Source organism: Ralstonia sp. RL (assembly GCF_001683835.1).
GTDB lineage: Bacteria > Pseudomonadota > Gammaproteobacteria > Burkholderiales > Burkholderiaceae > Ralstonia > Ralstonia mannitolilytica.
Map to the genome: position 1 here is coordinate 1 of NZ_LWRX01000016.1, position 13,101 is coordinate 13,101.

Below are 13,101 nucleotides of genomic sequence, written 5' to 3' on the forward strand. Positions count from 1 at the left end.
CCTCCGCGGCCGTCGCGCAGCAGGAAGCCGACATGGCCGCCGTGCAGTGGCTGGGCCAGCACGATGTCCGGCGACACGTCCGCCGGGCCGGGCAGGGGGCGACCGGGCAGGAACGGGTCGTTGCGCGCGTTCAGCACCAGCGTCGGCACGCGCACGTCGCGCAGCACGGGCTTGGACGACGCGCGCGTCCAGTAGTCGAGCACATCACGGAAGCCGTGCAATGGCGCGGTGACGAGGTTATCGAACTCGCCGAGCGTGCGTGTAGCCATCATGGCGGCGCGGTCGTACAGGCCCGGGTGCTGCTCCAGCTTGGCATTCGCCTTGGCCTTGAGCGTACGCAGGAACATGCGCGTATAGACCATGTTGAAGACCTTGGACAGCGCCGCGCCTCCAGCGCGCATGTCCAGCGGCGCAGAGACCGTCGCCGCCGCGCTCACACACCGCGCATCGGCACCGTGTTCGCCGAGATAGCGCAGCAGCGCATTGCCGCCCAGCGAGATGCCCACCGCCAGCAGCTTGCGGCCCTGCGGCTGGCAAACCGTCCGATACAGGCGCTCCACGATCCACGCGATCTCCGCGCCATCGCCGCAGTGGTACATGCGCGGCGCGAGGTTCATCTCGCCCGAGCACCCGCGGAAATGCGGGATGACGCCCGGCCACCGGCGCGCACGCAGCGCGTCCATCAGCAGCCGCGCATAATGGCTGCGCGAGTCGCCTTCGAGGCCGTGGAACATGACGACCAGCGGCGCATGGGCATCCGTGCCGTGCGTGGTCCAGTCGAGGTCGATGAAGTCGTGGTCCGGCGTGTCCCACCGCTCGCGCCGATACGTGATGCGCGGAAAGCGCCACAGGCGCGCCGGCACGATCGTCTGCGCATTGCCGCCGATCAGCCACCACGGCGAGCGGAACGCGTGCGGCTCGAACGGCCCCGCAAGCAGGGCGCCCAGATCCAGCTCAAGGGGAGCAGCGTGGCGAGACGGGGGACTCATCGGAAGAAATCGGCTGCCACACCGCGCGCGGCCGGCTCAGTGCAGGGAGTGCGTGACGCTGGAGATGGACGCCGCCACGCGCTCTTCAGCGGCCTGGCTGGAATGCACGTGCGCGATGCGCCAGCCTTCGTGGTTCTGCATCAGCACGTACGTCGTATGCACGTACAGGTCGGCTTCGGTGGCCGTGGCGGAAAAGCGCAGCGCCTCGGTCGACTCGAAGATCGACACGCCCAGCGACGAATGCACCTGCTGGCTGAGGCACTCGATCCACACCGGGTTCTTTTCGACCAGCGCATCCAGGCAGCCGCGCAGTTGCTCATGGCCGTGCAGCCGCTGGCCGTCGGGCAGGATGAAGCTCACCGAGTCTTCGTCCAGCCACAGCTTGAGCGCGCCATCGGCATCGCGGCGCTTGAGCGCTTCGCGATAGGCTTCGAGGATGTCCTCGGCGGCTTCGAACAGGCGGGCAAATCGTGGCATGGTGGTGGCGTGGAAGGAGGCGTGCGGAAAGGCCGCATGCAATGGCGTCAAAGCGGCTGCAGCAGCCGTCGCAGTTCATGAAACACCATCTCGGGGCCGATGTCGCGCAGGCAGCGCAGATGGCCCAGCGGGCATTCACGCGCAAAGCACGGGCTGCACTCCAGATGGAGCCACATGATACTCGCAGCCGGTGACAGCGGCGGGGTGTGGCGCGGGTCGCTCGAGCCGAACACGGCAACCTGCGGGCGCCCCAGGGCGGCGGTCACGTGCATCAGGCCGGAGTCGTTGCAGATGGCGGCCTCGGCGCGGGCAAGCAGTTCGATGGCCTCGTCGAGCGAGGTCTCGCCGCAGAGGTTGCGCACGAACGGGGCGCGCTCGACGATGGCGTCGGCCGTTTCGCGATCCTTGCCGGACCCGAGCGCGACGATCTGCGCATACGGGAACGAGCGGCGCAGCATCTGTGCGAGTTCAGCAAAGTGCTCGGCGGGCCAGCGCTTGGCCGGGCCGTATTCCGCGCCGGGGCAGAAGGCGATCAGCCGTGCATTGCCGGGAATGCCGAACTTGGCCGACGTGGTCGCCACGCGCTGTACATCCACATTCAGCTTCGGATCGGGCAGCGTGTCGGGCAGCTTGGCGCCAGGCTTGAAGGCCAGCGCCGCGTAGTGCTGGACCATGGGCGGGCGCTCGGCCTTGGGCGGATTCGGGTAACGCACGTTGAGCACGCCCAGCCGCGATTCACCCTTGTAGCCAATGCGCAGTGGAATGCCGGCCAGCCACGGAATCAGGGCGCTCTTGAACGAGTTCGGCAGCACGTAGGCCGCGTCGAACGTTTCGTTCTTGAGCTGCTGCGCAAACATCGTGCGGCTGCCGAGCTGCAGCTTGCCGTGCGCCAGGTCGGTCGGTAGCACACGCGCGATTTCCGGCATGCGCGCGAGCACGGGCGCCACCCACTTCGGTGCGATGGCGTGGATCTGCGCGCGCGGGTGCCGCGCCTTCAACTGCGCAAACAGCGGCTGCGCCATCAGCGCGTCGCCGATCCAGTTGGGGGCGATGACCAGAATCTTGCGCATCATCCGTTCGCCACACGGTTTGCCGGACGCGCGTCGCGCCGGAGGTGCTGCAGGGGAAGACGGCTCAATGGTGGCCCTTCAGTTCAACGCCGGGAGCCAGCTTGTAGACGGTGCCGCAGTACGGGCATTTGGCTTCGCCCGTATCGGCGATGTCGAGGAACACGCGCGGGTGGTAGTTCCAGGCCGGCGTCTTGGCGGTCGGGCAGTGCAGCGGCAGGTCGTCTGCGCCGATTTCGATCGTGGAAGCGGTTTGCGTCGTCATGGTGAGTGAGGAGTGCCGGCGTGGTCTGACGGGAGTCAGCCACGCTTGAAGTGCCGACAAAGGCGAAATTGTAAGGGGTGGGCGCGGCCCCGCCAACGCCGATTGTTGCACTGCGTGGTGCACGGCTGAATCGTCACGCGCGGGGGGGCGTCTGCGCATCGGCGTTAAGCAGATGCTTAACATCAAAAGTATAATCGCGTGTTTCCTCCGAGCCTTCCATGTCGCCCCCGACGTTCCCGCCTTTTCCCGTGCATTCGGGCGCTGACTGCGCCCGCAGTACGGTCGCGCAAAAAGAGATGCATTCATCGCTTTTGAGGGCATCATGGCGCTAGTGCGGTGGGGCGCGGCGCTGCAACGCCGCTGGCTGGCGATCGACGCCGACGAGCGCGCCGGTTTCATTGCCGGCGTGCGGGCCTATGCGCCCTCGACGCTGCCGGTCTTTGCGTGGGGTGCGGTGACGGGCGTGGCGATGAGCAAGTCGGTGCTGACCATCCCGCAGGCGATCGGCATGTCGCTGCTGGTGTATGCAGGCTCGTCGCAGCTGGCCGTACTGCCGTTGCTGGCGGCCGGGCTGCCGATCTGGACGGTGCTGCTCACGGCGTTCATCGTCAACGTGCGCTTCATCATCTTCAGCGCGGGGCTGATGCAGCATTTCGGCCATCTGCCCTTTGTGCGGCGCGTGGTGCTCGGGTCGTTCAACGGCGACCTGCCGTTCGTGCTGTTCACCCAGCGGTATCCATCGGCCGCGCGGGAAGCCGGTAAGGAAGGCTATTACTGGGGCATGGTCCTGCTGAATTTCGTGGTGTGGCAGGGGTCGTCCATCCTGGGCATCGTCGCGGCGAGCCTCTTTCCGGATGCGTGGGGCCTGGCGCTGGCCGGGACCCTCGCACTGATTCCTGTCATGGTGTCGACCATTCGTTCCCGTGCCACGCTCATGGCGGTGGCCGTGGCCGCGGTGCTGGCGTTGATCGCCTTCAAGCTGCCATATCGATTGAGCCTGGTGATTGCCGTCACCGGCGCGATGGCGGCCGGTCTGGCGGGCGACGAAGCCGCGGCACGCCTGCAATGGCAGCGCCGCCGCGCCGCACAGGCGAGCGGCGAGCGGGAGGACGCATGAGCACGCTGGAGATCTGGCTGGTCATTCTGGGCATGACGGTGGTGACCATTTTCACGCGCTCGCTTTTTCTGGCGGTGGGCGACCGCATGGCGCTGCCCACGCGCCTGCAGCACGCGCTGCGCTTTGCGCCGGCGGCCGCGCTCATCGCCATCGTGCTGCCCGACCTGCTGTGGAACCAGGGCCATTTCGATCCGAGCTGGAACAACCCGCGCCTGATGGCCGGCATTGCAGCCACGGTGTTTTACGTGGCGACGCGGCGCATGCTGGGCATGATCTTCGTCGGCATGGGCGTGTTTACCGTGCTGCGGCTCTGGGGATAGAAGCTGCGCCCAATCAACGCGTCAATTCCGACGTGAACCGACCCTCATGGAGACACAAGCGTGCCCGCTTCCACCCGCAACGGCGTGATCTTCGCCTTCCTGGCCTACACGATGTGGGGCTTGTTCCCGCTGTACTTCAAGCTGCTCAAGGCGGTGTCGCCGGTGGAGATCCTGTCGCACCGGGTGATCTGGTCGTTGGCGGTGATGGTGGTGATCCTGCTGGTGAAACGGCACTGGGCGTGGCTGTGGGCGTTGCGCGCGCAGCCCCGCGTGGTGGGGCGGTATGCCGCCAGCACGGCATTGCTGGCGGCCAACTGGCTGACGTACATCTGGGCGGTCAACCACGACCACGTGCTGGAGGGGAGCCTCGGCTACTTCATCAACCCGCTGGTGGTTGTGATGCTGGCCGCGCTGGTGCTGGGCGAGCGGCTGCGGCCGGTGCAGTGGATCTCGGTGGCGCTGGCCGCGGCCGGCGTTGCGTGGCTCACCTGGCAGGCTGGGACGCTGCCGTGGATTGCGCTGGCGCTCGCCTTTTCGTTCGGCTTCTATGGCCTGTTGCGCAAGACCTCGCCACTGGGTGCGCTCGAAGGGCTGACGCTCGAGACGCTGCTGCTGTTTCCGCTGGCGCTGGCCTACCTCGGCTGGCTGGCGGCACAGCACCAGAACGCCTTTCTGGCCGCATCGCCGCACGTCCAGCTGCTGCTGGCGCTGGCCGGCCCGCTGACGGCGCTGCCGCTGCTGCTGTTTGGCGCCGGCGCGCGGCGTATTCCGCTGTCGCTGCTGGGCCTGCTCCAATACGTGAGCCCAACGCTGCAGCTGCTGCTCGGCGTGTGGCTGTACAACGAGCCTTTCGCGGGGCCGAAGGTGACGGGCTACGTGCTGATCTGGATCGGCCTGGCCGTGTATTCCGCCGAAAGCTGGATGTGGCTGCGCCGCCGCACGCCGCTGCCGGCATAGCGTCCTGCAGGCTCCCGGCCGATCGGCCTCGGCAGGACGGTGGAGCCGGCAGGACGCCGCCGCGAAACGCACGTTTTGACCAGGCGCATCGGGTAAAATCGCCGTTTTCCGCGATTCTTCCGTAGCTGCCATGCCTCACGTCCTGCGTCTGTCCGATCTCATCTCCGAAGGCAAGCTTGCCGGCAAGCGCGTGTTCATCCGCGCCGACCTGAATGTGCCGCAAGACGATGCCGGCAACATCACCGAAGACACCCGCATCCGCGCCTCCGTGCCGGCCATCCAGGCGGCCCTGGGCGCCGGCGCCGCCGTGATGGTGACCTCGCACCTGGGCCGCCCGACCGAGGGCGAATTCAAGCCGGAAGACTCGCTGGCACCGGTCGCCAAGCGCCTGTCCGAGTTGCTCGGCCGTGACGTGAAGCTCGTCCAGAACTGGGTCGACGGCGTGGATGTCGCGCCCGGCCAGGTCGTGTTGCTGGAAAACTGCCGCGTCAACAAGGGCGAGAAGAAGAACAGCGACGAACTGGCCCAGAAGATGGCCAAGCTGTGCGATCTCTACGTCAACGATGCATTCGGCACCGCCCACCGCGCGGAAGCCACCACCCACGGTATTGCCAAGTTTGCCCCCATCGCCTGCGCCGGCCCGCTGCTGGCGGCTGAGCTCGACGCGCTGGGCAAGGCGCTGGGCCAGCCGGCCCGCCCGCTGGTGGCCATCGTCGCGGGCTCCAAGGTCTCGACCAAGCTCACGATTCTCAAGTCGCTGGCCGACAAGGTGGACAACCTGATCGTCGGCGGCGGCATCGCCAACACGTTCATGCTCGCGGCGGGCCTGAAGATCGGCAAGTCGCTCGCCGAGCCGGACCTGGTGGGCGATGCCAAGGCCATCATCGACCTGATGGCCGCACGCGGCGCGTCGGTGCCCATCCCGGTCGATGTGGTCTGCGCGAAGGAATTCAGTGCCACGGCAGCCGCCACCGTCAAGGACGTGAAGGATGTGGCGGACGACGACATGATCCTCGACATCGGGCCGAAGACGGCCGCGCGGCTCGCCGAGCAGCTGAAGTCCGCCGGCACGATCGTGTGGAACGGTCCGGTCGGCGTGTTCGAGTTCGACCAGTTCGGCAACGGCACCAAGGTGCTGGCCGAGGCCATTGCTGCCTCGTCGGGCTTCTCGATCGCGGGTGGTGGCGACACGCTGGCGGCCATCGCCAAGTACAACATCGCCGATAAGGTGGGCTACATCTCCACCGGCGGCGGCGCATTCCTGGAGTTCCTGGAAGGCAAGACGCTGCCGGCCGTGGAGATCCTGGAGCAGCGTGCCCGAAGCCAGACCGCGCAGGCCTGAGGGCCCCTCGCTTCCTTCGCCCATCCCACCAACGAGACACCGCCGCCCATGACCCGCGCCACCAAGATCGTCGCCACCCTCGGCCCGTCATCCAACACGCTGGAAATCCTCACGCGGATGATCGCGGGCGGTGTGGACGTGGTGCGGCTCAACTTTTCGCACGGCACCGCGCAAGACCACGTGGCACGCGCCGAGCTGGTGCGTGAGGCGGCGCGCTCGGTGGGCCGCGAAGTGGCCATCATGGCCGACCTGCAGGGCCCGAAGATCCGCGTCGGCAAGTTCGAGAACGGCAAGATCACGCTCAACCCCGGCGATCGCTTCACGCTCGATGCGCGTTGCGAACTCGGCAACCAGGAGCGCGTCGGCCTCGACTACAAGGAACTGCCCCGCGACGTCGGCCCCGGCGACCTGCTGCTGCTCAACGACGGCCTGATCGTGCTGCAGGTCGAGCGCGTGGTGGGCGAAGAGATCGAAACCATCGTCAAGGTGGGCGGCGATCTCTCCAACAACAAGGGCATCAACCGCCAGGGCGGCGGCCTGTCGGCGCCGGCGCTGACGGCCAAGGACATGGAAGACATCAAGACCGCGATGGCGCTGGGCGCCGATTACGTCGCGGTCAGCTTCCCGAAGAACGCCACCGACATGGAGATGGCGCGCCAGCTGGCCGCCGTGGCCGGCGCGCCGCACAACCACAAGACCCGCATGATCGCCAAGATCGAGCGTGCCGAGGCCATCCGCCCCGGCGTGCTCGAGGAGATCCTGGCCGCGTCCGACGGCATCATGGTCGCGCGCGGCGACCTAGCCGTGGAGGTGGGCAACGCGGCCGTGCCGGCGCTGCAGAAGCGCATGATCAAGCTGGCGCGCGAAGCCAACAAGCTGACGATCACCGCCACGCAGATGATGGAATCGATGATCGTCAACCCGGTGCCAACGCGCGCCGAGGTGTCCGACGTTGCCAACGCGGTGCTCGACGGCACGGATGCCGTGATGCTGTCGGCCGAAACCGCTGCCGGCCGCTATCCGGTCGAGACGATCGAGGCCATGGCTGCCATCTGCGTGGAAGCGGAAAAGTCGCAGCCGGTGCATCTGGACGCCGACTTCCTCGACCAGACCTTCACCCGCATCGACCAGTCGATCGCCATGGGCGCGCTGTTCACGGCGCACCACCTGCAGGTCAAGGCGATTGCGGCGCTGACCGATTCCGGCGCCACGGCGCTCTGGATGAGCCGTCACGGCATCAACATTCCCATTTATGCGATGACGCCAAACGTGGCATCGCAGCGCAAGATGGCCCTGTACCGCAACGTGCAGTCGCTGCCGCTGGCCAGCAGCATGGACCGCGACGAAGCGCTGCACCAGGCCGAAGAACTGCTGGTCGCGCGTGGCGTCGTGCAGCGCGGCGACTTCATCGTCCTGACCGTCGGCGAGCCGATGGGGCAGGCGGGGGGCACGAACACGCTCAAGATTGTCCGCGTCGGCATGCACTGACGCACACCACGGAACGCTGCTTGCTACGCAAACAAGATGCGTTCCTGAGACCGAATACAGATCGACCCATAGGAGAAAACCATGCCACTCGTCTCGATGCGCCAACTGCTCGACCACGCCGCTGAAAACGGCTACGGCCTGCCGGCGTTCAACGTGAACAACCTGGAACAGGTCCAGGCCGTGATGGAAGCGGCCAAGGAAACCGGCGCGCCGGTGATCCTGCAGGCCAGCGCGGGCGCCCGCAAATACGCCGGCGAATCGTTCATCAAGCACCTGATCCAGGCGGCTGTCGAGGCTTACCCGGAAATCCCGCTGGTCATGCACCAGGACCACGGCCAGAGCCCCGCGATCTGCCAGGGCGCCATCGACCTGGGCTTTGGCTCGGTCATGATGGACGGCTCGCTGCGCGAAGACGGCAAGACCCCGGCCGATTTCAACTACAACGTCGAGGTGACGCGCAAGGTCGTCGAGATGGCGCACAAGGTCGGCGTGACCGTGGAAGGCGAACTCGGCTGCCTGGGCTCTCTGGAAACCGGCATGGCCGGCGAGGAAGACGGCATCGGCGCGGAAGGCAAGCTCGACCATTCGGCGCTGCTGACCGATCCGGAAGAAGCGGCGCAGTTCGTCAAGGCGACGCAGCTCGACGCGCTGGCCATCGCCATCGGCACCAGCCACGGCGCGTACAAGTTCTCGCGCAAGCCCACGGGCGACATCCTGGCGATCAGCCGCGTGAAGGAAATCCACGCGCGCATCCCGAACACCCACCTCGTGATGCACGGCTCGTCGAGCGTGCCGCAGGAGCTGCTGGCCATCATCAACCAGTACGGTGGCAAGATGAAGGAAACGTACGGCGTGCCGGTCGAAGAGATCCAGGAAGCCATCAAGTACGGCGTGCGCAAGATCAACATCGACACCGACATCCGCCTGGCCATGACGGGCGCGGTGCGCAAGTTCCTGGCCGAAAACCCGGACAAGTTCGACGCCCGCGAATGGCTCAAGCCCGCGCGCGAAGCCGCCAAGCAGGTCTGCAAGGCGCGCTACATCCAGTTCGGCTGCGAAGGCCAGGCCGGCAAGATCAAGCCGGTCAGCCTGTCCGTGATGGCGCAGAAGTACCAGAACGGCGAACTGGCGCAAGTGGTGCAATAAGCACGCGCGCCGCGTCAAAGTGAAACGGCTGGCAGTGCGCCAGCCGTTTTGCATGGGGCCCACACGTATAATGTCGGCCTTCCACGTTTTTTGACCTTCCACTGGGTTCCGCCGTGTCCGCCGCATCTGACAACCCCACAGCCGCCTCCGCCCTTTACGAATCGTCGATCACCAGCCTGCCGTTGCTCGGCCGCGGCAAGGTGCGCGAGAACTACGCCGTCGGCGGCGACAAGCTGCTGATGATCACTACCGACCGTCTGTCGGCGTTTGATGTGATTCTCGGCCAGCCGATTCCGGACAAGGGCCGCGTGCTTGCGCAGATGTCGGATTTCTGGTTCAACAGGCTGCGCCACATCGTGCCGACGCACGAAACGGGCATTGCGCCGGAAACCGTGGTCGCCCCGAATGAAGTCGACCAGGTGCGCGGCCGCGCCATCGTGGTCAAGCGCCTGAAGCCGATCCTGGTGGAAGCCGTGGTGCGCGGCTACCTGGCGGGCAGCGGCTGGAAGGACTACCAGGCCACGGGCGCCGTCTGCGGCGTCCAGCTGCCGGCCGGCCTGCAGAATGCGCAGAAGCTGCCCGAGCCCATCTTCACCCCCGCCGCCAAGGCCGCCGTGGGCGAGCACGACGAGAACATCGCCTTCGACGAAGTCGAGCGCCGCATCGGCAAGGAACTGGCCGCGCAGATCCGCGACGTGAGCATCCGCCTGTACAAGGAGGCGGCCGACTTTGCCGCCACGCGCGGCATCATCATCGCCGACACGAAGTTCGAGTTCGGCCTCGACGAGAACGGCACGCTCACGCTGATGGACGAGGCGCTCACCGCCGATTCGTCGCGCTTCTGGCCGGCCGATTCGTACCAGGTGGGCACCAACCCGCCGTCGTTCGACAAGCAGTTCGTGCGCGACTGGCTCGAAGCCGTGCGCATTGACGGCAAGCCGTGGCCGAAGACCGCGCCGGCGCCGCAGCTGCCTGCCGACGTGATCGAAAAAACCGCTGACAAATACCGCGAAGCGCTGACCCGCCTGACCGGGCAGTCGCTGCGCTGATCCTGGAGCCATGACGATGACCGCACAGCAATCTGCTCCGCTCGTTGGCGTGGTGATGGGCTCCAGTTCCGACTGGGACGTGATGCGCCACGCCGTCGACATGCTCACCCAGTTCGGCATTCCGTTCGAGGCGCAGGTCGTCTCGGCGCACCGCATGCCGGACGAGATGTTCCGCTACGCCGAAGCCGCACGCGACCGGGGGTTGCGCGCCATCATTGCCGGTGCCGGCGGGGCGGCGCACCTGCCCGGCATGATCGCCGCCAAAACCATCGTGCCGGTGTTCGGCGTGCCGGTGCCGTCCAAGTATTTGCGCGGCGAAGATTCGCTGCTCTCCATCGTGCAGATGCCCAAGGGCATCCCGGTGTCGACGTTCGCCATTGGCGAAGCGGGCGCGGCCAACGCAGCGCTTGCCGCCATCGCGACCATTGCCACCACCGACCCGGCGCTGGCCGACAAGCTCGAAGCCTTCCGCGCGCAGCAGACCGAAGTGGCGCGCGGCATGACGCTGCCGGTGCACGGTGCTTAAGCCAACCACGACCCGATTCATGGCCGACGACCTGAACCCGCGCCTGGCGCAAGCCCACACGCCGGAATCCCGCGCGCTGAACGTTCCCAACGCGATCCTGCCCGATGCCTGGCTGGGCATGCTAGGCGGCGGCCAGCTCGGCCGCATGTTCACGCATGCCGCACAGGCGATGGGCTACAAGGTCTGCGTGCTCGACCCGGACCCGAACAGCCCCGCCGGCACCATTGCCGAGCGCCACCTGTGCGCCGGCTACACCGACGAGGCGGCGCTGGCCGAAATGGCCGCGCTGTGCCCGGCCGTCACGACCGAATTCGAGAATGTGCCGGCACAGGCCCTGGACCGCCTGGAGCAGCTGGGCGCCTTCGTTGCTCCGCGCGCCAACTGCGTGTCGATCGCGCAGAACCGCATCGCCGAGAAGAAATTCTTCGCGCTGTGCGCCGCGCGCACGGGCATCCAGCCGGCACCGAGCTGGGTGATCCAGCACGATGCCGATATCGACCAGCTGCCCGCTGATCTGCTGCCCGGCATCCTGAAGATCGCCCGCATGGGCTATGACGGCAAGGGCCAGGCACGTGTCTCCACCGTCGAAGAGCTGCGCGCAGCGTGGGGTGCCATGCAGCACGTGCCGTGCGTGCTCGAGAAGAGGCTGCCGCTGGCGTACGAGGTGTCGGTGCTGGCTGCCCGCGCCGCCGACGGCACCACCGCCACGTGGCCGCTGGCCGAGAACGAACACCGTGACGGCATTCTGTTCTCGACCATCATGCCGTCGCGCAGCGTCTCCGACGACATTGCCACGCGCACCCGTGCGGCTGCCGCCATGATCGCCGAAGAGATGGGCTACGTCGGGGTGCTGTGCGTGGAGTTCTTCGTGCTGCAGGACGGCTCGCTGGTCGCCAATGAAATGGCGCCGCGACCGCACAACTCGGGCCACATCACCATGGACGTGTGCGAGACGAGCCAGTTCGAGCAGCAGGTGCGCGCCATGGCACGGCTGCCGCTGGGCAGCACGCGCCAGCATTCGCCAGGCCGCATGCTGAACGTGCTGGGCGACGTGTGGTTCGAATACGGTCTGGAGCGCACGCCGGCCTGGCACGAAGTCATGCGCCACAGCGGCACGAAGGTGCATCTGTACGGCAAGGCCGATGCGCGCCCCGGCCGCAAGATGGGCCACGTGAACTGCGTCGGCACGTCGCCCGAGGTGGTGGACGAGGCGTTCCGCCACGCCGCGCATGTGCTGGGCCTGCGGGCGGAGTGAGCAGGAGCATCGCCATGCACAGGCCGACCGCGCCCATCGTCATGCCCCCGCGCGAACGCCTCGACGAGGCCGCGCGCAGGCTGGAGGCCGGCGAACTGGTTGCTTTCCCGACCGAGACCGTCTACGGCCTCGGCGCCGATGCGGAAAACCCGCAGGCGATCGCGAAGATCTACGCCGCCAAGGGGCGGCCCTCCAACCACCCGGTGATCGTTCACGTGGTGGACGGCGCAGACATCTCGTACTGGGCGGACGAAGTGCCCGGCATTGCGCTGCAGTTGATCGAAGCGTTCTGGCCCGGGCCGCTCACGCTGATTCTCAAGCGCGCGCCGCACATCCCGGCCGCCGTGGCAGGGGGGCAGGACAGCATCGGGCTGCGTTGTCCTTCGCATCCGGTGGCGCAGGCGCTGCTCTCGCGCTTCAAACGCGGACGCGGCGGCATTGCCGCGCCGTCGGCCAACAAGTTCGGCCAGGTGAGCCCCACCACCGCACAGCATGTGCGCGATGAATTCGGCGATGCGGTGTTCGTGCTCGAAGGCGACGGCGTCGACGTCGGGATCGAGTCGACCATCATCGACCTCTCGCGGCTGGACCAGGGCATTGGCCCCGTGTTGCTGCGCCCGGGTGCCATCACACCGGAAGACATCGAACGTGTCACGGGCGAGGTGCCCGCGCTGCCGGATGCTGCCGCGCCGCGCGCGTCGGGCACGCTGAAGGCGCACTATGCGCCGCGCACGCCGCTGTATCTCTTTTCTGCCGCCGAGGTGCCCGCGCGCCTTGCCGCGCTGCCGGCCGGCAAGCGCATCGTCTGGCTCGGTGCGCCGGTGGCGCTGCCCGAGGGTTGCGACCAGCGTGCCGCGCCGGCCACGCCTGCGGCCTACGCCAACGCGCTCTACGCACTCCTGCGCGAGCTCGACCGTGGCGGCTACGACGCCATCTGGGTGGAAACCCTAGCCGATACCGCCGCCTGGGCGGCCGTCAACGACCGCCTGCGTCGCGCGGCCGCCGCGTTCGAAGGCAACCTCTAATTCTTCCGGGGCGGGGTCCCGCCTTCCGCCAGGCAACCTCGCTACACTTGGGCGTTGTGTGTCGTTCCGCGTGCTTCA

14 protein-coding genes are annotated in these 13,101 nt (G+C 67.2%); 10 read left to right on the top strand and 4 right to left on the bottom strand.

Annotation, left to right across the window (positions count from 1 at the left end):
- The 4 genes from A6M56_RS02230 to A6M56_RS02245 all read right to left on the bottom strand — a co-directional run.
- On the bottom strand, positions 1–989 hold a 989-nt coding region (locus A6M56_RS02230; RefSeq protein ID WP_286757709.1), incomplete at its 3' end, for a YheT family hydrolase.
- 36 nt (positions 990–1,025) lie between these two features.
- The gene (locus A6M56_RS02235) at positions 1,026–1,466 is read right to left on the bottom strand and encodes a YybH family protein (RefSeq protein ID WP_045787788.1); all 441 of its coding nucleotides are present in this window, start codon (positions 1,464–1,466) and stop codon (positions 1,026–1,028) included.
- Between the two features lie 47 nt (positions 1,467–1,513).
- Positions 1,514–2,539: a lipopolysaccharide heptosyltransferase II gene (gene waaF, locus A6M56_RS02240; RefSeq protein WP_102080766.1), complete on the bottom strand. Its 1,026-nt coding sequence runs from the start codon at positions 2,537–2,539 to the stop codon at positions 1,514–1,516.
- A 61-nt stretch (positions 2,540–2,600) separates the two neighbouring features.
- Positions 2,601–2,798, bottom strand: coding sequence for a zinc-finger domain-containing protein (locus A6M56_RS02245; protein ID WP_045786055.1), 198 nt, complete (start codon positions 2,796–2,798; stop codon positions 2,601–2,603).
- Positions 2,799–3,120: 322 nt separating this feature from the next.
- On the opposite strand from A6M56_RS02245, the gene A6M56_RS02250 reads away from it, so the two are divergent.
- The 10 genes from A6M56_RS02250 to A6M56_RS02295 all read left to right on the top strand — a co-directional run bounded on the left by A6M56_RS02250 (position 3,121) and on the right by A6M56_RS02295 (position 13,023).
- The gene (locus A6M56_RS02250; RefSeq protein WP_286757710.1) at positions 3,121–3,915 is read left to right on the top strand and encodes an AzlC family ABC transporter permease; all 795 of its coding nucleotides are present in this window, start codon (positions 3,121–3,123) and stop codon (positions 3,913–3,915) included.
- Entirely contained in the window at positions 3,912–4,235 is a 324-nt protein-coding gene (locus tag A6M56_RS02255; RefSeq protein WP_045786057.1) for an AzlD domain-containing protein, read from the top strand. The genes A6M56_RS02250 and A6M56_RS02255 overlap by 4 nt, the downstream gene beginning before the upstream one ends.
- 60 nt (positions 4,236–4,295) lie before the next feature.
- Entirely contained in the window at positions 4,296–5,192 is an 897-nt protein-coding gene (gene rarD, locus A6M56_RS02260) for an EamA family transporter RarD (protein WP_102080768.1), read from the top strand.
- Between the two features lie 130 nt (positions 5,193–5,322).
- Positions 5,323–6,534 (top strand): phosphoglycerate kinase, encoded by a 1,212-nt coding sequence (locus tag A6M56_RS02265; protein ID WP_062739019.1) that lies wholly within the window; start codon positions 5,323–5,325, stop codon positions 6,532–6,534.
- A gap of 48 nt (positions 6,535–6,582) precedes the next feature.
- Positions 6,583–8,022, top strand: coding sequence for a pyruvate kinase (gene pyk, locus A6M56_RS02270; RefSeq protein ID WP_045786060.1), 1,440 nt, complete (start codon positions 6,583–6,585; stop codon positions 8,020–8,022).
- Positions 8,023–8,103: 81 nt separating this feature from the next.
- Positions 8,104–9,168, top strand: coding sequence for a class II fructose-bisphosphate aldolase (gene fba, locus A6M56_RS02275; protein WP_045786061.1), 1,065 nt, complete (start codon positions 8,104–8,106; stop codon positions 9,166–9,168).
- Between the two features lie 113 nt (positions 9,169–9,281).
- The gene (locus A6M56_RS02280) at positions 9,282–10,217 is read left to right on the top strand and encodes a phosphoribosylaminoimidazolesuccinocarboxamide synthase (protein ID WP_257984091.1); all 936 of its coding nucleotides are present in this window, start codon (positions 9,282–9,284) and stop codon (positions 10,215–10,217) included.
- 16 nt (positions 10,218–10,233) lie between these two features.
- Complete coding sequence (gene purE / locus A6M56_RS02285; RefSeq protein WP_045787789.1) at positions 10,234–10,743, top strand: 5-(carboxyamino)imidazole ribonucleotide mutase; 510 nt, start codon at positions 10,234–10,236, stop codon at positions 10,741–10,743.
- A 19-nt stretch (positions 10,744–10,762) separates the two neighbouring features.
- Complete coding sequence (locus tag A6M56_RS02290) at positions 10,763–11,998, top strand: 5-(carboxyamino)imidazole ribonucleotide synthase (protein WP_045786063.1); 1,236 nt, start codon at positions 10,763–10,765, stop codon at positions 11,996–11,998.
- 14 nt (positions 11,999–12,012) lie between these two features.
- Positions 12,013–13,023, top strand: a complete 1,011-nt coding sequence (locus A6M56_RS02295) for an L-threonylcarbamoyladenylate synthase (RefSeq protein ID WP_102080770.1) — start codon at positions 12,013–12,015, stop codon at positions 13,021–13,023.
- Positions 13,024–13,101: the final 78 nt, after the last annotated feature.

Coding starts and splice junctions, on each gene's coding strand:
- A6M56_RS02265 (WP_062739019.1), top strand. CDS start 5,323: ATGCCTCACGTCCTGCGTCTGTCCGATCTCATCTCCGAAGGCAAGCTT.
- waaF (WP_102080766.1), bottom strand. CDS start 2,539: ATGATGCGCAAGATTCTGGTCATCGCCCCCAACTGGATCGGCGACGCG.
- A6M56_RS02250 (WP_286757710.1), top strand. CDS start 3,121: ATGGCGCTAGTGCGGTGGGGCGCGGCGCTGCAACGCCGCTGGCTGGCG.
- A6M56_RS02255 (WP_045786057.1), top strand. CDS start 3,912: ATGAGCACGCTGGAGATCTGGCTGGTCATTCTGGGCATGACGGTGGTG.
- fba (WP_045786061.1), top strand. CDS start 8,104: ATGCCACTCGTCTCGATGCGCCAACTGCTCGACCACGCCGCTGAAAAC.
- pyk (WP_045786060.1), top strand. CDS start 6,583: ATGACCCGCGCCACCAAGATCGTCGCCACCCTCGGCCCGTCATCCAAC.
- A6M56_RS02235 (WP_045787788.1), bottom strand. CDS start 1,466: ATGCCACGATTTGCCCGCCTGTTCGAAGCCGCCGAGGACATCCTCGAA.
- A6M56_RS02295 (WP_102080770.1), top strand. CDS start 12,013: ATGCACAGGCCGACCGCGCCCATCGTCATGCCCCCGCGCGAACGCCTC.
- A6M56_RS02290 (WP_045786063.1), top strand. CDS start 10,763: ATGGCCGACGACCTGAACCCGCGCCTGGCGCAAGCCCACACGCCGGAA.
- purE (WP_045787789.1), top strand. CDS start 10,234: ATGACCGCACAGCAATCTGCTCCGCTCGTTGGCGTGGTGATGGGCTCC.
- A6M56_RS02245 (WP_045786055.1), bottom strand. CDS start 2,798: ATGACGACGCAAACCGCTTCCACGATCGAAATCGGCGCAGACGACCTG.